Below are 19,804 nucleotides of genomic sequence, written 5' to 3' on the forward strand. Positions count from 1 at the left end.
TCGGGAGCAAGCCCCCTCTCACATAGCCCGGCGTGTGCCTTTAGCGGCGACGCTTCTCGATGTTGTAAACGAACGGCGCGACGATCTCGATGCTGCCGCTTTTCACCATGTCGGCCGGTGGTTTGGGCAATGGCTGGGCGCGACGGATCATGTCCAGGGTGGCGCGGTCCAGGTCGGCGTTGCCGGAGCGGCCCACCAACTCGTAGGACAGCACATTGCCTTCGGCATCGACCACGAAGCGCAAGCGATTCATGCCTTCCTTGCCACTGTTCTGCGCGCTTTGCGGGTACTTTTTGTACTTCTGCAAGTGCGCCAGCAGGGCGCCTTCCCAGGAGGCTTTGGCGGCGACCTGTTGCGGCGACGGGCCCGGTGCGGGCTGGGCCGATTTCTCCGCCGGTGTATTGGTCGGCGGCGTGTCGCTTGGCGGCGTCTCGGAAGGTTTCTCCTTGGGCGGCTCGGGCTTTTTCTCCTCCGGTTTGGGCGGCTGGGGTTTCGGCTTGGGCTTGACCGGCTTGGGCACCTGGATCGTCGGCTTGGGCGCTTCGGCCAGTTTCGGCAGCGGCAGCTCTTCCACCGGGGCGGGCGGCTGCGGCGGCGTGACCACCTTGGGCGGTGCCGGCGGCGGCGGTGCGGGCATCGGCGCCAGGTCGATGACCATGGCCGCCGGTGGCAGCTGGACCGTGCGCGGCGCCGACCAGTGGAGCGCGATGGCAATCGCGATGGCATGCACGCCCAGCACGACGGCGAGGCTGGTGCCATAACGCGTCAGTTTGTGGCGCGTCGTGATCATTTTTTGGCTGCCGTCTCAAGTCCGACCAGGCCGACCTTGAGGTAGCCGGCTGCCCGCAGGGCATCCATCACGCTCATCAGGTCGCCGTAGTCCACGCCTTTGTCGGCCTGGAAGAAGATCGTCGTGTCTTTCTTGCCTTGGGTCTTGGCGTCGAGCGCCGGCCCCAGGGTTTCAGCTTTGACTTCTTCTTCGCCCAGGAACAGGCGCTGGTCCGCCTTGACGCTGAGGAAAATCGGCTTCTCCGGCCGCGGCGCGGGTTTGGCGCTGGACGCGGGCAGGTCGACCTTGATATCCACGGTGGCCAAGGGGGCCGCCACCATGAAGATGATCAGCAGCACCAGCATCACGTCGATAAACGGCGTGACGTTGATTTCGTGGTTCTCGACGAGTTCGTCGTCGCCTTGATTCAAATGCAGGCCCATGGCCGATTACCCCACTTTCACCATGTGCGGTTGCGAGCTGCGCTCGGAAGGCAGGTGATCGAGGTCGCGGCTGACCAGCAGCAGGACTTCTGCCGACGCGTCCGATACCTGGGCCTTGTAGCCGGCAATCGAACGAGCGAAGACGTTGTAGATCACCACTGCGGGAATCGCGGCAACCAGGCCCAGGGCGGTTGCCAGCAAGGCTTCGGCGATGCCGGGAGCGACGACGGCAAGGTTGGTGGTCTGGGTTTTGGCGATGCCGATGAAGCTGTTCATGATGCCCCACACGGTGCCGAACAGACCGACGAACGGCGCGGTGGAGCCGATGGTCGCCAGCACGCCGGTGCCGTTGCTCATGTTACGACCGCAGGCTGCCACCAGGCGCTCGAGACGGAATGCCACGCGCTCCTTGATGCCCTCTTTTTCGCGGGTATTGGCCGACAGGCGCATTTCTTCCAGCGCGTCGTGTACCAGCGTATTGGCCAGGGTGCCCTTCTTGGTCGCCGTTTCGCTGGCTTCCTTGAGGGTGGTGGCCTTTTTCAGGTGGACGATCTCGCTGCGCAGGCGGCGCTTGGCGCCCAGCAGTTCGAAGCCTTTGGCGATCCAGATGGTCCAGGTGATGATCGAGGCGATGGCCAGGCCGATCATCACGGCTTTTACCACCACGTCAGCGTTTTGGTACATGCCCCATGGCGACAGGTCGTGGGCCATGCCAAGGGTGTTGTTTTCTTCCAGCACCACGCCGGGCTCGTCGGCGGTGGCCGGCGCTGCAGCCTGGGCTGGGTCTGTGGCGGCCGGCACCGCAGGGGCGGCGGTGGCATTCTGTTCGGCGGCAGCAGGAGCCGCCGGCGCGGTGGCATCAGCGAATGCGGCGGTCGGTGCCAGCAGTACGCTGAACAGCAACGCCGCAATCGCACGCCAGGCGCGGGATGGACTGTGAAGCTTGGTTGGCGAAGCGGGGTGTGTATTACGTGTCATGCTGGCCGGACCTGAGAGAAAAAAATGAGTGATCGTCCTTCCAGACCCTGCGAGGTCGAGGACAAATGGGTCGTTATTATTGCAAGTAATTCTTGTTAACAGAAGTAATACAGTAACTTTATTTGTCCTTTTTCTGGCCGCTGGTCTCCTGCGACGGCTAATCTAGACCTTTCAGTACGGAGTTTTGTGATGTCTGCGCCTTCTGTTGTGATTGCCGGTTGTGGCGATGTGGGGAGTCGGCTGGCCAGCCAATTGCTCGCCTCGGAATGGGAGGTTCATGGCCTGCGGCGTGATATTTCGCGCCTGCCCGATGGCGTGATCGGCATTGCCGGTGACCTGTTCAATAAGGATTGCCCTGACACCTGGCCGATCGGCGGGGTGGATTACCTGGTGTATTGCGCGGCGGCGACGGATCACGACGAAGCCGGTTATCGCGCCGCTTACGTGCAAGGGTTGCAGCATGTGTTGGAGTGGTTGAAGGATTACGGCCAGGAGCCCAAGCATCTGCTGTTTGTGTCCAGCAGCAGTGTGTATGGGCAGCAGCAGGGCGAATGGGTCGACGAAACGTCCGAGACCCAGGCAAAGGGCTATTCCGGGCAGGTGATGCTGGAAGCCGAGCAAATCGCGCTGAACAGCGGCATTGCGGCGAGCATCGTGCGCTTGACCGGGATTTACGGGCCGGGTCGCGAGTGGCTGCTGACGCAGGTGCGCCAGGGTTATCGCGTGGCGATTGATCCGCCTTTATATGGCAACCGGATCCACGTCGATGATGCGGCTGGCCTGCTGGCGTTTTTGTTGCGGCATGTGGAGCAGGGCGGTTCGCTGGATCGGATCTATATCGGTGTCGATGACGCACCGGCGCCGTTGGCCGAGGTGGTGGCCTGGTTGCGTGAGTACCTGGGTGTGACGCAATGGTCCGATGACGCCAGTGTGCGCCGCGCCGGGAGCAAGCAATGCAGCAACGCCCGGGCCAAGGCGTTGGGCTGGGTGCCGACGTATCCGAGTTATCGCGAAGGCTACGCGGCCATCCTGAAGGGCTGAGCCGCGGTTAGAAAAGGTGGGAGGGGGTTTGCTTTGTCAGCCACGGTTGTAGTGGCTGATGCACCGCGATCGGGAGCAAGTCGAATCGTCGCAGCGCCCCTCCCACATTCAGGTCTGTGGGATGACGGTTATTGTTTTTCAAGCAGCCACTGGCGTGGCCCCGGTGTAAACGAGGGCACTTCGTCGGCCTGCGAGGTATTGATCGCCTGGAAGATTTCCAGCTGCTTGCCCTTGCGTGCAAAGATCCACGCATTGCCCACGCCGTTGCGCTGCAACCACATGCTGTCGTAGCCGCCGCTCATGGAGGCGCAATCACCCGCCAGGCATAACGAATATCGATCGGCACCCGGCAGGCCGGCCACTTGGCCGTTGGCCTGGAACTGCACGGTGGCGCCTTCGCCATTGCCGTTGGCGATTTTCCAGTCGCCGCCCATATAAGCGGCGTACAGCGCGCGCTCGAAGTTGGCGCCCAATGGCGCGCCTTCCGGTGCAGGTTCCTTGGCGCGGGCAAACAGCTGTTCGGGTTCGTTGTCGTTGGCCACTTGCAGCAGTTGCCGACCTTTGCGCTTGAGATCGGTGGCGGCGCTGCCGTAGAAGTCGACGCTCCAGGCACCGGGCTTCTCACCGAGCAACTTGCCTTCCGCTACTTCAAAACCGTTGTAGTAGCGGGCCTGCAGGGCCTTGGTGTTGACGTCCCACTCGAGGTTCGGGCCAAAGCTCTGCAGTGCTTCACGCAAAGGGCCGCCCTTGGCTGCCGCGTCGATGGCAACCTGGTTGATCCAGGTGCCGCTCACATCCAGGTCGGCGGGGTTGCTGGCACAGCCGCCGAGCAACAGGGCGAGCAACGAAGAGGCTACAAGCGCTTTGCGCATCATGAAATCCTTTTAAAACGAAGTCGGCGCAGCCTATGGAGGCTGCGCCGGGTGTTTTACTCGATGACCAGAATCGCGTCCATCTCAACCTGTGCGCCCTTTGGCAGGGCAGCAACGCCGATAGCGGCGCGGGCTGGGTAAGGCTGTTCGAAGTACTTGCCCATGATCTCGTTGACCTTGGCGAAGTGGCTCAGGTCGGTGAGGAAGATGTTCAGCTTGACGATGTCCTTGAACGAACCACCGGCGGCTTCGGCGACCGACTTGAGGTTTTCGAAGACCTGTACGGTTTGTGCTTCGAAGCCTTCAACCAGTTCCATGGTCTTTGGGTCCAGTGGGATCTGGCCGGACATGTAGACGGTGTTGCCCGCCTTGATCGCCTGGGAGTAGGTGCCGATGGCGGCTGGGGCTTTGTCGCTGGTGATAACAGTCTTGGTCATGAATGACTCCTTGTAAGAGGTGGGCTATGCACGCATGCGGGTGATGCGGATCACACCGGTCAAGGCGCGCAGTTTCTTGATCACGCGGGCCAGGTGTACGCGGTCGTGTACGCTGACCACCAGTTGGACCACGCTGATGCGACCATCGCGCTCGTCCATGCTGATTTTCTCGATATTGCCGTCGGCCGCGTTGACGCTGCTGGCCAGCAGGGCGATCAGGCCGCGCTGGTGCTCCAGCTCGACCCGCAGCTCGACGTTGAATTCGCCGGTGACATCCTTGGCCCACGAGAGCTGGATGCATTTTTCCGGGTTGTGGCGGATTTCGCTGATATTGCGGCAGTTGTCCAGGTGGACCACCATGCCTTTGCCCGCCGACAGGTGCCCGACAATCGGGTCGCCCGGGATCGGCGTGCAGCACTTGGCGTAGCTGAGCACCAAGCCCTCGGTGCCGCGAATCGCCAGCGGACCTTCCGGGCTTGGCAATTGCTCGCCTTCGCCGAGCAGGCGACGGGCGACCACATAGGCCATGCGGTTGCCCAGGCCGATGTCTTCCAGCAGGTCTTCGATGGTTTCCTGGCGATACTCGCTGAGCATCGCTTGCACGCGCTCGCCGGGGATTTTCTCGAGGGCGCTGTCGAAGCCGTTGAGCACCTTGTTCAGCAAGCGTTCGCCCAGGCTGATGGACTCGGAGCGGCGCTGCAGTTTCAGGGCGTGGCGAATATGGGTGCGCGCCTTGCCGGTGACCACGAAGTTGAGCCACGCCGGGTTCGGCCGGGCGCCCGGTGCGCTGACGATCTCCACGGTGGAGCCGCTTTGCAGCGGTTCCGACAGCGGGGCCAGGCGCCGGTTGATGCGGCAAGCGATGCAGCTGTTGCCGACATCGGTGTGTACGGCGTAGGCAAAGTCGACGGCCGTGGAGCCTTTGGGCAGCTCCATGATCCGGCCCTTGGGCGTGAACACGTAGACCTCGTCCGGGAACAGGTCGATCTTCACGCTCTCGATGAATTCCAGGGAGTTGCCCGCACGTTGCTGCATTTCCAGCACGCCTTTGACCCACTGGCGCGCGCGGGCGTGGGTGCCTTTGGGCTGCTCGTCGCCGCTGGATTTGTACAGCCAATGGGCGGCGATGCCGTTGTTGGCCATCTCTTCCATTTCCCGGGTGCGGATCTGGATCTCGATCGGCACCCCATGCATACCGAACAGCGTGGTATGCAGCGACTGATAGCCGTTGGCCTTGGGAATGGCGATGTAGTCCTTGAAGCGGCCCGGCAGGGGTTTGTACAAATTATGTACAGCGCCCAATACGCGGTAGCAGGTGTCGACCTTGTCGACGATGATCCGGAACGCATACACGTCCATGATCTCGTTGAAGGCCCGGCGCTTGCCGCGCATCTTCTTGTAGATGCCGTAGATGTGCTTCTGCCGCCCGCTGACCTCGCCCTCGATCTCGTCGATCGCCAGGCAATGGCTCAGCGACTCTTCGATCTTGTTGACGATTTCCTTGCGGTTGCCCCGGGCGCGCTTGACTGCCTGGTAGATGCGCGCCGAACGCATCGGGTGCATGGCCTTGAAGCCGAGGTCTTCGAATTCGATACGAATGGCGTGCATGCCCAGCCGGTTGGCGATGGGCGCGTAGATTTCCAGGGTTTCCTTGGCGATGCGCCGGCGTTTTTCGCCGGACAGCACTTCCAGTGTCCGCATGTTGTGCAGCCGGTCGGCCAGCTTGACCAGGATCACACGGATATCCCGGGCCATGGCCATCGCCATCTTCTGGAAGTTTTCCGCCTGGGCTTCGGCCTTGGTCTCGAAGTTCATCTGGGTCAGTTTGCTGACCCCATCGACCAGTTCGGCCACGGTTTCGCCAAATTGCGCGCTGAGCGCTTCCTTGGCGATGCCGGTGTCTTCGATCACGTCATGCAGCATCGCGGCCATCAGGCTCTGATGGTCCATGTGCATGTCGGCGAGAATATTGGCCACCGCAAGAGGATGGGTGACATACGCCTCGCCGCTGCGGCGGCGTTGGCCGTCGTGGGCTTGTTCGGCGTAGAAATACGCTCGGCGGACCAGGTTGACCTGGTCTGGGCCGAGGTAGGTCGATAAGCGATCGGCGAGGGCGTCTATGCTCGGCAAAGGATGGACTCCTGCCGCGTGCGTTGACACCGCGCCGTGCTACGTCGACCAGGCATAGGCTTAGACGGCCTCGTTGGACTCGTCCTCGAACGCTGCAAACAGCGGTTCGTCTTCAACGATCTCGGCGTTGGCGATGAACTCGTAGCTCATCAGGCCTTCAGCGATTTCGCGCAGAGCGACAACGGTAGGCTTGTCGTTTTCCCACTGGACCAGGGGCTCTTTGCCGCCAGTGGCCAGTTGACGGGCACGCTTGGTAGAGAGCATGACCAGCTCAAAGCGGTTATCCACGTGTTCTAGGCAGTCTTCAACGGTTACGCGGGCCATGGTATTCCTCGGAGCGAATGCAAGATGCGCGCTGCCCGGTTGGGCGAGCGGACTAAACAGTTTAAAAAATCACCAGCGTTTAGGGAAGCGCTGATTTTTCCCAGGCTCTCGCAAAACCGCTGCAAGTGCCAATGTAAGGCCCTCGCAGCGGTTTTGGGAAGAGCTGATCAACCGAGCAGTTCGGCCAATAACTTGCCGAAACGCTGTTGTTGGCGTTTTTGCTGGAGCTGATTGGCGCGGAAAATCGCCTTCAAATCGTCCAGGGCGTGGGCAAAATCGTCATTGATGATCAGGTAATCGTAGTCGACGTAGTGGCTCATTTCGCTGACGGCTTCACGCATGCGGCCTTCGATGATCGCGTCGCTGTCCTGGCCGCGGTTGGTCAGGCGCTGGTGCAAGGCTTCCAGGGACGGCGGCAGGATGAAGATCGACCGCGCCTTGGGCATCAGCTGGCGCACTTGCTCGGCGCCCTGCCAGTCGATTTCCAGGATCAGGTCGTGGCCTTCGTCCAGGGTCTGTTGCAGGTGGCTTTGCGAGGTGCCGTAGAGGTTGCCGAACACTTCGGCGCGCTCAAGGAAGGCGCCGTGCTCGATCATCTTGACGAACTCGGTGCGCTCGACGAAGTGATAGTGAACGCCGTTCACCTCGCCCGGGCGCATGGCGCGGGTGGTGTGGGACACCGAGATGCGGATCTGTTCGTCAGCGTCGGTCAGGGCCTTGACCAGGCTGCTCTTGCCCGCGCCCGAGGGGGCGGAAATGATGTAAAGGGTGCCGGTGCTGTGGGTCATGGAAGTTGCCTTACTCAATATTCTGTACTTGTTCGCGCATTTGCTCGATCAACACTTTGAGGTTGACCGCCGCCGTGGTGCTGCGCGGATCGAACGCCTTGGAGCCCAGTGTATTGGCTTCGCGGTTGAGTTCCTGCATCAGGAAATCCAGGCGCCGACCGGCGGCGCCGCCGGACTTGAGCACGCGGCGTACTTCAAGGATGTGGGTGCTCAGGCGATCGAGCTCTTCGGCGACGTCGCTCTTCTGCGCCAACAGGACCATTTCCTGCTCCAGGCGTACCGGATCGAGGTCGGCCTTCATGTCGGTGAAGCGGTCGAGGACCTTCTGGCGCTGGGTCGCGAGCATCTGCGGCACCAGCTCGCGCAAGGTGACCACGTCGGCTTCGATCGCGCTCAGGCGCTCGCTGATCAGGCGGGCCAGCTCGGCGCCTTCGCGCTCGCGGCCGGCCTTGAGCTCCTTCAAACCCTGGGTGAACAAGGCGAGGGCTTCGGCGTTGAGGGCTTGCGGGTCGCTGGCGTCGGCCACCAGCACGCCGGGCCAGGCCAGCACTTCCAGTGGGTTCAGCGCGGCCGGCTGCTTGATCAGGCCGGCGATGGTTTCGGCGGCGGCGACCAGTTGCGCGGCGCGCTCGCGGTCGACCTGCAGCGGTTTGCCGGTGGTTTCCTCGGTAAAGCGCAGGGTGCATTCCAGCTTGCCGCGGGAAATGCCCTGGCGCAGCGCTTCACGTACCGCGCCTTCGAGGTCGCGGAACGATTCCGGCAGGCGCAGGTGCGGCTCCAGGTAGCGGCTGTTGACCGAGCGCAGTTCCCAGCTCAGGGTGCCTTGCGCGCCGGCTTTTTCGACGCGGGCGAAGGCGGTCATGCTGTGCACCATGGAGGTACCTCGCGTTGCAGTCCCGCGATGGCGGGCTGATGGGTAAATTGAAGCCGACAGGCTGCGAAGGCGCAGGAGTGTAGCGCAGTGGGGCGATTGGCCCCAAACCCTGGCACTGACAAAGCACCGCCAGTCGACGATTCGTAACCGAATTTTTTAGACGTGCCCCGAATCGGCTCGCGGCTCTATAATGCTCGGCAGTTTTTCGTCCTCCGTACAGGTATCCCCTATGAAACGTCCAAGTGGTCGCGCTGCCGATCAGCTCCGCTCGATCCGCATCACCCGCAACTACACCAAACACGCCGAGGGATCTGTACTGGTCGAGTTTGGCGATACCAAGGTGATCTGCACCGTCAGCGTCGAAAACGGCGTGCCGCGTTTCCTCAAGGGCCAGGGCCAGGGTTGGTTGACCGCCGAATACGGCATGCTGCCGCGCGCCACTGGCGAGCGTAACCAGCGTGAAGCCAGCCGTGGCAAGCAAGGCGGCCGCACCCTGGAAATCCAGCGCCTGATCGGCCGTTCGCTGCGTGCTGCCCTGGACATGTCCAAGCTGGGCGACGTGACCCTGTACGTCGACTGCGACGTGATCCAGGCCGACGGCGGCACGCGCACTGCCTCCATCACCGGTGCCATGGTTGCGCTGGTCGACGCGTTGAAAGTGATCAAGAAGCGTGGCGGCCTGAAAGCCGGCGACCCGCTCAAGCAGATGATCGCCGCTGTGTCGGTGGGTATGTACCAGGGCGAGCCAGTGCTGGACCTGGATTACCTGGAAGACTCGGCCGCCGAGACCGACCTGAACGTGGTGATGACCAGCACCGGTGGTTTCATCGAAGTGCAGGGCACCGCCGAAGGTGCGCCATTCCAGCCGTCTGAGCTGAATGCCATGCTGGCGCTGGCGCAGAAAGGCATGACCGAGATTTTCGAGCTGCAGAACGCCGCGCTGGCCGACTGAACCGGCTTCAAGGAGAAACACCATGAGTGACAGTCAACTGCCGGTTCCGGCACCGTCCAAGGAAGTCCGCCAATGGGCGATGTTGTGTCACTTCGCGGCGTTTCTGGGCCTGGTGTTCCCTTTCGGCAGCCTGTTGGGGCCGCTGATCCTGTGGCAGATCAAGAAGGACATGGACCCGCTGATCGATGATCAGGGCAAGGAAGCCCTGAATTTCCAGATCACCGTGGCCATTGCCTGGCTGGTCTGCATGGTGCTGGGGTTCGTGGTGATCGGCTTCCTGTTGATGTTGATCCTGGTGGTCGCGGCGCTGGTGCTGACGATCATTGGCGGGATCAAGGCCAACAACGGCACGGCCTACCGCTACCCATGGACCTGGCGGCTGATCAAGTAACCAGGCGCGCACAAAAAAACCGACAGCGATGTCGGTTTTTTTTGTGCCTGGGCAAAGACCTCAGATGGTCAGTGTCCAGTCATAGTCCACGATCAGCGGCGCGTGCTGTGAGAAGCGCGGCTGGCGTGGCAGGCGTGCGCTGCGCACAAAGCGACGCAGGCCCGGGGTCAGCAGCTGGTAGTCGAAACGCCAGCCCAGGTTGAGCATCTCAGCCTGTTCGTTGTCTGGCCACCAGCTGTACTGGTCGCCTTCGCGGCTGACTTCGCGCAGGGCATCGACATAGCCCATGTTGCCGACAATCTCGTCCATCCAGGCCCGTTCCGGCGCCAGGAAACCCGGGGATTGCTGGCTGTCGCGCCAGTTCTTGATATCCAGCTTCTGTTGCGCCACGTACAGCGAGCCACAATAAATGTACTCGCGACGTTTGCGTCGCTGTTTATCCAGATAACGGGCGAAGTCGTCCATTAGCTTGAACTTCTGGTTCAAGTCTTCATCGCCGTTCTGCCCCGAAGGAAGCAGCAAGGTCGCGATGCTGACCTTGTCGAAATCGGCTTGCAGGTAGCGCCCGTAGCGGTCGGCTGTCTCGAAGCCGAGGCCGCTGATGACCGCCTTGGGTTGCAACCGCGAGTACAAAGCCACGCCACCTTGGGTGGGCACTTCGGCATCGCAGGCATAAAGGAAGTAGCCATCCAGTTGGAAGGCTGGATCGTCCAGTTCAAAGGCGGAGGCGCGGGTGTCCTGCAGGCAGATGACGTCGGCATTCTGGGCTTGCAGCCAACTGAGCAAACCACGCTCGACTGCAGCCTGAATACCATTAACGTTCACACTGATGATCCGCATAAATGGCCCCAAAAATCGCGTGCGTGTATGATACACGCCGTCTACCTAATTAGCTAAATCCGTGGTATCTGAGGCTTTTTTCATGCAGGCGTATCAACGCGATTTCATTCGTTTTGCCATCGATCGCGGGGTTTTGCGCTTCGGTGAGTTCACCCTCAAGTCCGGGCGCACCAGCCCGTATTTCTTCAATGCTGGCTTGTTCAACTCGGGTTCGGCCCTGGCTCAGCTGGGGCGTTTCTACGCGGCTGCCATCGTTGAAAGCGGTATTTCCTTCGACGTTCTGTTCGGTCCGGCCTACAAGGGCATCCCCCTGGCCGCCGCGACGGCCGTGGCGTTGGCCGAACACCATGGGCGCGATCTGCCGTGGTGCTTCAACCGCAAGGAAGCCAAGGCCCATGGCGAAGGCGGTAGCCTGGTGGGCGCACCGCTCACAGGCAACGTGCTGATCATCGACGACGTGATCACCGCCGGCACCGCCATCCGTGAAGTGATGCAGATCATCGCCTCCCAGGAGGGTGCCAAGGCCGCAGGCGTGCTGATCGCCTTGAACCGCCAGGAGCGTGGCAATGGTGAGTTGTCGGCGATCCAGGAAGTGGAACGCGATTTCGGCATCCCGGTGGTGAGCATCGTGTCGTTGAACCAGGTGTTGCAGTTCCTGGAAGATGATCCGCAGCTCAAGCAGCACTTGCCGGCAGTACGGGCGTACCGCGAGCAGTTCGGCGTCCAGTAAACGCCGCACAACAAAAAGCCCCACCCTCTGTAGGAGCGAGCTTGCTCGCGAAGAACGCCAACGATGACGCGTTTATTCTGGATGAACGCGGCGCCTTTACGTTTTTCGCGAGCAAGCTCGCTCCTACAGAGGGTGGGGCTTTTTGTGTTTAAGGACGCTTGCGGTTGCTGATCAGCGTACCCACACCGGTGTCGGTGAAGATTTCCAGCAGGATCGCATTCGGCACGCGGCCATCAAGGATCAGCGAGCTGCCGACACCGCCCTGTACCGCTTCCAGCGCACAACGGATCTTCGGCAGCATGCCGCCGTAGATGGTGCCGTCGGCGATCAACTCGTCCACTTGTTGGGTGGTCAGGCCGGTCAGCACCTTGCCTTGCTTGTCCATCAGGCCGGCGATGTTGGTCAGCAGCATCAGCTTTTCAGCCTTCAGCGCTTCGGCCACTTTGCCGGCAACCAGGTCGGCGTTGATGTTGTAGGACTCGCCGTTGGCGCCCACGCCGATCGGCGCAATGACCGGGATGAAATCACCTTTGACCAGCAGGTTCAGCAAGTCGGTGTTGATACCGATCACTTCGCCCACCTGGCCGATGTCGATGATTTCCGGTTGGGTCATTTCCGGCGTCTGACGGGTTACGGTCAGTTTTTTCGCGCGGATCAGCTCCGCGTCCTTGCCGGTCAGGCCAATCGCGCTGCCGCCGTGGCGGTTGATCAGGTTGACGATGTCTTTGTTCACCTGGCCGCCGAGGACCATCTCCACCACGTCCATGGTCTGCGCGTCAGTGACTCGCATGCCATCGATGAAGTGGCTTTCGATCGACAGGCGCTTGAGCAGGTCGCCGATCTGCGGGCCGCCGCCGTGGACCACCACCGGGTTGATCCCCACGGCTTTCATCAACACGATATCGCGGGCAAAGCCGGTTTTCAGCTCGTCGCTTTCCATGGCATTGCCGCCGTATTTGATCACCAGCGTCTTGCCGACGTAGCGTCGAATGTAGGGCAACGCTTCGGACAGGACCTTGGCGGTGTTGGCAGCGGCTTCGCGTTCGAGGGTCATTCAGGGCTCCGGTGCAAAAAAATCAGAACGGTAATTGGAGATCAGGGGCAACACGTTTCAACTGGACGTGGAACACGTCCTTGATGCGCTGCAACTCAGCCTCGGTATCCGCCTCGAAACGCAGCACCAGCACCGGTGTGGTGTTGGACGCGCGAACCAGGCCCCAGCCTTTGGCGTAATCGACTCGCACACCATCAATGGAGGTCAGGTTGGCGCCTTCGCCCCATTGCGCATCGTGCAATGCGTCAATGATGCTGAATTTGCTCTCTTCGGTCACATGGATATTGATCTCTGGCGTAGAAATATCATTCGGGAAGGTCTGAAACAGCTCCTGCGCCGTGGATTTTTCCTTGCTGAGGATCTCCAGCAGACGAGCGGCGCTGTAAATGCCGTCGTCAAACCCGAACCAACGCTCCTTGAAGAACACGTGGCCGCTCATTTCGCCGGCCAGCAGCGCACCGGTTTCCTTCATTTTCTTTTTGATCAACGAGTGACCGGTCTTCCACATCAGCGGGCGACCGCCATATTCCTTGATCAGCGGCGTCAGGCGACGGGTGCATTTTACGTCGAAGATGATTTCGGCATTCGGGTTGCGCGCCACCACATCACGGGCGAACAGCATCAGCAGGCGGTCGGCGAACACGTTTTCGCCGGTGTTGGTCACCACGCCCACGCGGTCACCGTCGCCGTCAAAAGCCAGACCGACGTCGGCCCCGGTTTCCTTGACCTTGGCGATCAGGTCCACCAGGTTTTCAGGCTTGCCCGGGTCTGGATGGTGGTTGGGGAAGTTGCCGTCGACGTCGCAGAACAACGGCACCACTTCGCAGTTCAGGGCTTCGAGCAGTTGCGGGGCGATCACGCCGGCCGCACCGTTGCCGCAGTCCACCACCACTTTCAGGCGGCGCGCGAGTTTGACGTCGCCGGTGATTTCGTCGGAGTAGCGCTGAAGAATGTCGACCTTGGTGATGCTGCCTTTGCCGCTGGTCAGGTCGTTGGTTTTCAGGCGTGTGTGCAGGGCCTGGATCTGTTCGTTGGCCAGGGTGTCGCCGGCGATGACGATCTTGAAGCCGTTGTAGTCCGACGGGTTGTGGCTGCCGGTGAGCATCACCCCGGATTTGCCGGCCAGCACGTTGGCGGCGTAGTACAGCGCCGGGGTCGGCACCAGGCCGACGTCGCTGACATGGCAACCGCTGTCGGCCAGGCCCTGGATCAATTGCTCCACCAGCTCGGGACCGGACAGGCGACCGTCACGGCCGACCGAAACGTTCGGTTCGTCCTGGGCCAGGCTTTGGGCGCCGATGGCGCGGCCAATCCAGTAGGCGGTTTCGGCGGTCAGGGTCTTGGGCACCACGCCACGGATGTCATAGGCGCGGAAGATGCTGTCGGGGAAGGTCGGGGCTACTCGGGCGGCGGTACTCATCGCGGGGGGAAACTCCATCTGAAAGAGACAAGGCTGGCCTTAATGTGGCTGACCGGCAGGCTTAAACTGAAGGGTATGACGGCGTTTTCGGTGCAGAGTTCGTGGTGCAAAAAGGCCATCGGAGCATCCGCTCCGCGCTTATGTTTGCGTAATGCATTGATTTTACTTGGAAAATGTCGCTCGTCAGGTCCGCGCATTCTTCATCCTGAAAGGCCATGCGGTGGCATCTAACCGGGCCGGACGGTAGCGTCCGCCCCGGTTTGGTGTGGTCAGTGACTGCCGGAATGCCCAAAACCGCCTGCGCCGCGTTGGGTTGCGTCGAATTCCTGTACCAGTTCGAAGTGCGCCTGCACCACCGGCACCAGCACCAGCTGCGCGATGCGCTCGCCGACGACGATGTTGAAGGCGGTCTGGCCGCGGTTCCAGCACGACACCATCAGCTCGCCCTGGTAGTCCGAGTCGATCAGGCCGACCAGGTTGCCCAGCACGATGCCGTGCTTATGGCCGAGGCCCGAGCGCGGCAGAATCAGCGCCGCCAGGCCCGGGTCGCCGACATAGATCGACAGGCCGGTCGGAATCAGCAGGGTCTGGCCCGGCTCGAGGACGGTGTCTTCCTTGAGCATGGCGCGCAGGTCCAGGCCGGCGGAGCCCGGTGTGGCATAGGCCGGCAGGGGGAAGTCGGTGCCGATGCGGGGGTCGAGGATCTTGGCTTGCAAAGCGTGCATGTAAATTAAACCTGGTTCAGCCGTTGGGCGATAAAAGAGATCAGTTGGCGGGCAATCTTGCCCTTGCTGGTCTGGGCGAAAAGGGTGGCGTGCAGGTCGCGATCGATCACGCTGCAGGCGTTTTCCTCACTGTTGAAGCCGATGCTTGGGTTGGCGACATCATTGGCAACGATCAGGTCGAGGTTTTTGTCTTTCAATTTGCGTGCGGCGTAGTCCAGCAGGTGCTCGGTCTCGGCGGCGAAACCGACGCTGAACGGACGGTCCGGGCGGCTGGCGATGGTGGCCAGGATGTCCGGGTTACGCACCATTTGCAGGAGCAGGCCGTCGCCGCTGGTAGGGTCTTTCTTGAGCTTTTGCGGGGCGACGACTTCCGGACGGTAATCCGCAACCGCTGCCGAGGCGATAAACAGGTCGCAGGGAATGGCCGCCTCACAGGCCGCCAACATGTCCCGGGCGCTGACCACGTCGATCCGGGTGACACGATCGGGCGTCGGCAAATGCACCGGGCCGGTGATGAGGGTCACGCGCGCGCCTGCCTCGACCGCCGCTTCAGCCAGGGCAAAGCCCATTTTTCCTGAGCTATGGTTGGTGATGTAGCGCACCGGGTCGATGTTTTCCTGGGTCGGGCCGGCGGTGATCAACACGTGCTTGCCAGTCAGGGCCAGGTGCTGGAAGCACTCGGCGGCGCACAGTGCCAGGTCGGTGGCTTCGAGCATGCGGCCCATGCCGACGTCGCCGCAGGCCTGGCTGCCGGAGGCCGGGCCGAACACCTTGAGGCCACGGCTTTGCAGGAGCTGCGTATTGGCTTGGGTGGCCGGGTCGCGCCACATGGCCTGGTTCATGGCCGGGGCGATGGCGACAGTGGCGTCGGTGGCCAGGACCAGCGTGGTCAGCAAGTCATCGGCGATGCCTTGCGCCAGGCGGGCGATCAGGTCGGCGGTGGCCGGGGCGATCAGCACCAGGTCGGCCCATTTGGCCAGTTCGATATGGCCCATGGCGGCTTCGGCGGCCGGGTCCAGCAGGTCCAGGTGAACCGGGTGGCCGGACAAGGCCTGCATGGTCAGCGGGGTGATGAACTCACTGCCGCCGCGGGTCATGACCACGCGCACTTCGGCGCCCTGGTCGAGAAGCCTGCGAACCAGCTCTGCGCTCTTGTAGGCGGCAATGCCGCCGCCGACGCCGAGAACGATGCGTTTCCGATACAGACGCTGCATTGGTTTGCCTTTCCAGTTCAGTGAAGCCAGTTCAGTGACGCCTGCGATGCCCCCTCCCCAGGTGAAATCGCATGCAAAAAAGAGGGCCTACGATAACACAGCGTCCGCCAGGCAACAGCGGCGCACATGCACAGGGAGGCGGGATGAGTATTCGTGATTGGCCGGTGGCCGAGCGGCCGCGGGAGAAGCTTTTGGAATGGGGGGCCGCAACGCTGTCCGACGCCGAACTGTTGGCTATCTTCCTGCGCACCGGCGTGGCCGGGCGGAGTGCGGTGGACCTGGCGCGGCATCTGTTGGCGCAGTTCGGTGGCTTGCGCCCGCTGCTGGAGGCCAGCCAGGTGCTGTTCAGCCAGCAGTTGGGGCTGGGGCCGGCGAAGTTTGCCCAACTGCAGGCGGTACTGGAAATGTCCCGGCGCCACTTGGCCGAACAACTGCGCAGTGACTCGGTGCTGGAAAGCCCGGTCGCTGTGCGTGACTACCTCAAGGCGCTGTTGCGCCATGAGCCTCACGAGATTTTCGGCTGCCTGTTTCTCGATTCAAAGCATCGGGTGCTGGGGTTCGAGGCGTTGTTCCAGGGCACCATCGACGCCACCGTGGTTTACCCGCGGCAAGTGGTCAAGCGCGCCCTGGCGTATAACGCGGCGGCGTTGATCCTGTGCCACAACCATCCCTCGGGGAGCGTGGAGCCGAGTGCGGCTGATCGAAAATTGACCAAGATTCTGCAAAAAGCCTTGGAAGTGGTGGATGTGCGGGTGCTGGATCACATCATCGTGGGCGATGGTGATCCATTGTCGATGGCGGAATACGGGTGGATGTAGGAGGGGCAGCAGTTGCAAGGTTGCAGCTGCAAGCCTCAAGGGGGCTTGCAGCTTGCAGCTCAGGGCTTGACGCTGACTTTCGAAAAATCCTGCCGCCCAAACGGGCTCACCTGGTACCCCTCGACATTCTTGCGGATCAGGGCGAACGCCATCGGGTGCGCCAGCGGCAGCCACAGTGCCTGCTGTTGGATCTGCGCCTGGGCCTGTTGATACAGCTTGCTGCGCACCCCTTGCTCGCTGGTGGTCTTGCCGGCGCTGATGAGCTTGTCCAGGGCCGGGTCGCAATAGCGGGCGAAGTTGGTGCCGGATTTCACTGCCGCGCAGGAGAACTGCGGAGTCAGGAAGTTATCCGGGTCGCCGTTGTCGCCGGCCCAACCCATGAACAGCAGGTCGTGTTCGCCGGCCTTGGCGCGGCGGATCAGCTCGCCCCATTCGATCACGCGGATCTCGGCCTGGATGCCGACCTCGGCCAGGTCCGCCTGCAGCAGTTGCGCGCCGAGGTTGGGGTTGGGGTTCAGCAGGCTGCCGGTGGGGCGTGTCCAGATCGTGGTCTTGAAGCCGTCCTTGAGCCCGGCGCGCTCCAGCAGCAGCTTGGCCTTGGCGATGTCCTGTGGATAACCCGGCAACTCCTTGGCATAGCTCCAGGTGTTGGGCGGGTAGGGGCCGTTGGCGGCTTCGGCGGTGCCTTCGAACACGGCTTTGAGGTAGCTGTCCTTGTCGAAGGCCAGGTTGATCGCCTGGCGCACTTCGGGCTTGTCCAGCGGTGGGTGCTGGCTGTTGATCGCGACGAATGCAGTCATGAATGCTGCGGTTTTTTCTATTTTGAGTGCGGGATCTTTCTCGGCTTCGCCCACATCCAGGGGTTTGGGCGACAGTGCGATCTGGCATTCGTCGCGGTGCAGTTTCTGCAGGCGCACGTTCGCATCCGGGGTGATGGCGAAGATCAAGTTATCCACAGCCGGTTTGCCGGCGAAATAATCCGGGTTGGCTTTGTAGCGCACCACGGCGTCTTTCTGGAATCGCGTGAAAATGAACGGGCCGGTGCCGATGGGCTGGCTGTTGAGCTTCTCCGGGGTGCCGGCCTTGAGCAGCTTGTCGGCGTACTCGGCCGGGTAGATCGAGGCAAAACCCATGCTCAACGCGGCGAGGAAGGTCGAGTCGGGGTGGTCGAGGGTGAAGCGCACGGTCAGCGGGTCAAGGGCGTCGATCTTCTTGATCAGTGCGGGCAATTGCAGCGACTGGGCATGGGGGAAGCCGCTCTGGGCGATCTTGTGCCATGGGTTGGCCGGATCGAGCATGCGCTCGAAGCTGAAGCGGACATCCTCGGCGGTCAGGGTGCGGCTCGGGGTGAAATAGTCGGTGCGGTGGAATTTTACGTTGGGGTGCAACTGGAAGGTGTAGGTCAGGCCGTCCGGCGACACTTCCCAGCTGTCCGCCAGGCTTGGCACCAGCTTGCCGCTGGCTGCGTCATAGTTCACCAGGCTGTTCATCAGCACGTCGGCCGAGGCGTTGGTGGTGGTCAGCGAGTTGTACTGCACTACGTCGAACCCTTCGGGGCTGGCTTCGGTACACACGCTCAGATTGGTGGCCGCCAGGGCCTGCGACGCGATAAACAGAGGGGCTAGCAAAAGCGGTAGGGCAGCGAGGCGCATGTTCGGTTTCCTGTGCAGATCGAAGGCCCATCTGCGAGTGCAGTCTGGAAAAGTCCTACCGTAGTGGTCTGATTGATAAATGACTAGTCCATTTTTGCCTGTGCTTTTGGCTCAAATGCTGTTTTGATGGCGCCTCAGCGCGTTTCGCCTTGTACTTTTTGGTACTTGCGGGCGTTGTAAATCATTCTGTGCGACGAGCGGTCGGCTATTGCAGCGGCCCCTCCTGGCAACGGTTCGGCCATCTGTCGCCGAGATTTACGCCGGTAAAAACACACGGGCTGTTGTTGCACTTGGGTCTTTCTGGTATAAAGCAGCGCTCTTTTCTAGGGGCCCGGTTCCTTCGCTTGTAGGTGTAGCCGGTAAGACCCTAAAGAAACGCGGCGCCTGGCGCCAAATGACTGAGAGATTAAGCGGCCAACCCATGCCGGGTTGGGCATGTGGTTTTAGAGGGCTGAGGCATGTCGAGAGTCTGTCAAGTTACCGGTAAGGGTCCGGTGACTGGGAATAACATTTCCCACGCAAATAACAAAACCCGTCGTCGTTTCCTGCCGAACCTGCAGCATCACCGCTTCTGGGTTGAAGAAGAGAAACGTTTTGTGCGTCTGCGCGTATCTGCCAAAGGCATGCGCATTATCGACAAGCGTGGCATCACTGTCGTGCTGGCCGAAATCCGCGCCGCTGGCAAGATCTAAGGAGCTCTATCATGCGTGAATTGATTCGAATGATCTCTAGCGCCGGTACTGGTCACTTCTACACTACCGACAAGAACAAGCGTACTACCCCGGACAAGCTCGAAAAGAAAATGTTCGACCCGCGCGTTCGCAAGCACGTGATCTACAAAGAAGGCAAAATCAAGTAATTGATTTTCTTCCTTGTGAAAAAAAGCCCGTTTCTCACGATTCGGGCTTTTTTTTGCGCAGGATTTACTGATCAGGCCTTCTGTTCGAACACCACATAGATCTTGCGGCAGGGCTCGAGCACTTCCCAGGTGCCGCTGAAGCCGGCCGGGATCACGAAGCGGTCGCCGGCGCGCAAGGTCTTGGCGTTGCCCTCGGCATCGCGCAGTACGGAAACCCCCTGCACAATCTCGCAGTACTCATGTTCGGTGTAGTTGACCTTCCACTGCCCGACGTCGCCTTCCCAGACGCCGGCGCTCATCTGGCCGCACGGGCTGTTGTAGTGGTTGTAGATCGTTTGCTCGGGATTGCCCTTGAGGATTTTTTCCGGGGCAGGGAGGTAGCGATCGGGGGCGGTGTTGGCTTGGCTGAAGTCGACGATGTCCTGGATGCTCATGTGCGTGTCCCGTCTGGCCTGCGGTTGGAGAGCCCAAAGTCTATGTTTATTAAAATGAA

The 19,804-nt window shown here is 61.4% G+C and carries 22 protein-coding genes and 1 pseudogene; 7 read left to right on the forward strand and 16 right to left on the reverse strand.

The genetic code is table 11. The features are described from left to right. Positions 1-40 precede the first annotated feature (40 nt). The 3 genes from ACVWZP_RS21480 to exbB are packed head-to-tail and all read right to left on the reverse strand — an operon-like array spanning position 41 to position 2,190. A complete protein-coding gene (locus tag ACVWZP_RS21480; RefSeq protein WP_017846065.1) occupies positions 41-790 on the reverse strand; it encodes a TonB family protein in 750 nt (249 codons plus the stop codon). After that, a complete protein-coding gene (gene exbD / locus ACVWZP_RS21485; RefSeq protein WP_017846064.1) occupies positions 787-1,212 on the reverse strand; it encodes a TonB system transport protein ExbD in 426 nt (141 codons plus the stop codon). Before exbD ends, ACVWZP_RS21480 begins: the two co-directional genes overlap by 4 nt. 6 nt (positions 1,213-1,218) lie before the next feature. Further along, the gene (exbB, locus tag ACVWZP_RS21490; RefSeq protein WP_046381643.1) at positions 1,219-2,190 is read right to left on the reverse strand and encodes a tonB-system energizer ExbB; all 972 of its coding nucleotides are present in this window, start codon (positions 2,188-2,190) and stop codon (positions 1,219-1,221) included. A gap of 189 nt (positions 2,191-2,379) precedes the next feature. On the opposite strand from exbB, the gene ACVWZP_RS21495 reads away from it, so the two are divergent. Then, positions 2,380-3,231, forward strand: coding sequence for an SDR family oxidoreductase (locus ACVWZP_RS21495; RefSeq protein WP_046381644.1), 852 nt, complete (start codon positions 2,380-2,382; stop codon positions 3,229-3,231). 128 nt (positions 3,232-3,359) lie between these two features. Here the strand turns inward: ACVWZP_RS21495 and ACVWZP_RS21500 are convergent, their stop codons facing one another. The 6 genes from ACVWZP_RS21500 to ACVWZP_RS21525 form a co-directional block, all read right to left on the reverse strand. Further along, on the reverse strand, positions 3,360-4,103 hold the full coding sequence (locus ACVWZP_RS21500; protein WP_017846061.1) for a hypothetical protein: 744 nt from the start codon (positions 4,101-4,103) through the stop codon (positions 3,360-3,362). A 56-nt stretch (positions 4,104-4,159) separates the two neighbouring features. Beyond that, the gene (locus ACVWZP_RS21505) at positions 4,160-4,540 is read right to left on the reverse strand and encodes a RidA family protein (protein WP_003176922.1); all 381 of its coding nucleotides are present in this window, start codon (positions 4,538-4,540) and stop codon (positions 4,160-4,162) included. A gap of 24 nt (positions 4,541-4,564) precedes the next feature. Beyond that, the gene (gene spoT, locus ACVWZP_RS21510) at positions 4,565-6,670 is read right to left on the reverse strand and encodes a bifunctional GTP diphosphokinase/guanosine-3',5'-bis pyrophosphate 3'-pyrophosphohydrolase (protein ID WP_017846060.1); all 2,106 of its coding nucleotides are present in this window, start codon (positions 6,668-6,670) and stop codon (positions 4,565-4,567) included. A 60-nt stretch (positions 6,671-6,730) separates the two neighbouring features. Further along, entirely contained in the window at positions 6,731-6,994 is a 264-nt protein-coding gene (rpoZ, locus tag ACVWZP_RS21515; protein WP_003176920.1) for a DNA-directed RNA polymerase subunit omega, read from the reverse strand. Between the two features lie 167 nt (positions 6,995-7,161). Beyond that, entirely contained in the window at positions 7,162-7,782 is a 621-nt protein-coding gene (gmk, locus tag ACVWZP_RS21520; protein WP_017846059.1) for a guanylate kinase, read from the reverse strand. 10 nt (positions 7,783-7,792) lie between these two features. Further along, a complete protein-coding gene (locus ACVWZP_RS21525) occupies positions 7,793-8,656 on the reverse strand; it encodes a YicC/YloC family endoribonuclease (protein WP_079444930.1) in 864 nt (287 codons plus the stop codon). Positions 8,657-8,885: 229 nt separating this feature from the next. Here ACVWZP_RS21525 and rph point away from each other — a divergent pair, with 229 nt between their 5' ends. Continuing rightward, the gene (gene rph / locus ACVWZP_RS21530; protein WP_046381645.1) at positions 8,886-9,608 is read left to right on the forward strand and encodes a ribonuclease PH; all 723 of its coding nucleotides are present in this window, start codon (positions 8,886-8,888) and stop codon (positions 9,606-9,608) included. A 22-nt stretch (positions 9,609-9,630) separates the two neighbouring features. Next, positions 9,631-9,999, forward strand: a complete 369-nt coding sequence (locus tag ACVWZP_RS21535; protein WP_017846057.1) for a DUF4870 domain-containing protein — start codon at positions 9,631-9,633, stop codon at positions 9,997-9,999. Positions 10,000-10,059: 60 nt separating this feature from the next. Here the strand turns inward: ACVWZP_RS21535 and ACVWZP_RS21540 are convergent, their stop codons facing one another. Next, positions 10,060-10,839, reverse strand: coding sequence for an exodeoxyribonuclease III (locus ACVWZP_RS21540; protein ID WP_003195493.1), 780 nt, complete (start codon positions 10,837-10,839; stop codon positions 10,060-10,062). A gap of 82 nt (positions 10,840-10,921) precedes the next feature. Between ACVWZP_RS21540 and pyrE the strand changes: the two genes are divergently transcribed. Then, on the forward strand, positions 10,922-11,569 hold the full coding sequence (gene pyrE / locus ACVWZP_RS21545) for an orotate phosphoribosyltransferase (protein WP_017846056.1): 648 nt from the start codon (positions 10,922-10,924) through the stop codon (positions 11,567-11,569). 148 nt (positions 11,570-11,717) lie between these two features. Here the strand turns inward: pyrE and argB are convergent, their stop codons facing one another. From argB to coaBC, 4 genes and pseudogenes are all read right to left on the reverse strand, one after another. Next, on the reverse strand, positions 11,718-12,623 hold the full coding sequence (gene argB, locus ACVWZP_RS21550; protein WP_017846055.1) for an acetylglutamate kinase: 906 nt from the start codon (positions 12,621-12,623) through the stop codon (positions 11,718-11,720). A gap of 22 nt (positions 12,624-12,645) precedes the next feature. Next, a pseudogene (locus ACVWZP_RS21555) lies at positions 12,646-14,070 on the reverse strand (phosphomannomutase/phosphoglucomutase); the annotation flags it as partial. Positions 14,071-14,312: 242 nt separating this feature from the next. Next, positions 14,313-14,768: a dUTP diphosphatase gene (dut, locus tag ACVWZP_RS21560; RefSeq protein ID WP_017846053.1), complete on the reverse strand. Its 456-nt coding sequence runs from the start codon at positions 14,766-14,768 to the stop codon at positions 14,313-14,315. A 5-nt stretch (positions 14,769-14,773) separates the two neighbouring features. Further along, positions 14,774-15,982: a bifunctional phosphopantothenoylcysteine decarboxylase/phosphopantothenate--cysteine ligase CoaBC gene (coaBC, locus tag ACVWZP_RS21565; RefSeq protein WP_017846052.1), complete on the reverse strand. Its 1,209-nt coding sequence runs from the start codon at positions 15,980-15,982 to the stop codon at positions 14,774-14,776. A gap of 143 nt (positions 15,983-16,125) precedes the next feature. On the opposite strand from coaBC, the gene radC reads away from it, so the two are divergent. Then, positions 16,126-16,800, forward strand: a complete 675-nt coding sequence (gene radC, locus ACVWZP_RS21570; protein WP_017846051.1) for a RadC family protein — start codon at positions 16,126-16,128, stop codon at positions 16,798-16,800. A gap of 59 nt (positions 16,801-16,859) precedes the next feature. Here radC and ACVWZP_RS21575 read toward each other — a convergent pair whose 3' ends face one another. Further along, positions 16,860-18,452, reverse strand: coding sequence for an ABC transporter substrate-binding protein (locus ACVWZP_RS21575; protein ID WP_017846050.1), 1,593 nt, complete (start codon positions 18,450-18,452; stop codon positions 16,860-16,862). Positions 18,453-18,910: 458 nt separating this feature from the next. Between ACVWZP_RS21575 and rpmB the strand changes: the two genes are divergently transcribed. Both rpmB and rpmG read left to right on the forward strand, forming a co-directional pair. Continuing rightward, complete coding sequence (gene rpmB, locus ACVWZP_RS21580) at positions 18,911-19,144, forward strand: 50S ribosomal protein L28 (RefSeq protein WP_003176907.1); 234 nt, start codon at positions 18,911-18,913, stop codon at positions 19,142-19,144. 11 nt (positions 19,145-19,155) lie between these two features. Continuing rightward, the gene (gene rpmG, locus ACVWZP_RS21585) at positions 19,156-19,311 is read left to right on the forward strand and encodes a 50S ribosomal protein L33 (RefSeq protein WP_003176906.1); all 156 of its coding nucleotides are present in this window, start codon (positions 19,156-19,158) and stop codon (positions 19,309-19,311) included. Positions 19,312-19,382: 71 nt separating this feature from the next. Here rpmG and ACVWZP_RS21590 read toward each other — a convergent pair whose 3' ends face one another. Beyond that, a complete protein-coding gene (locus ACVWZP_RS21590) occupies positions 19,383-19,745 on the reverse strand; it encodes a cupin domain-containing protein (protein WP_046381648.1) in 363 nt (120 codons plus the stop codon). Between the last annotated feature and the right edge of the window lie 59 nt (positions 19,746-19,804).

It is taken from the genome of Pseudomonas sp. TE36184, from assembly GCF_054060055.1.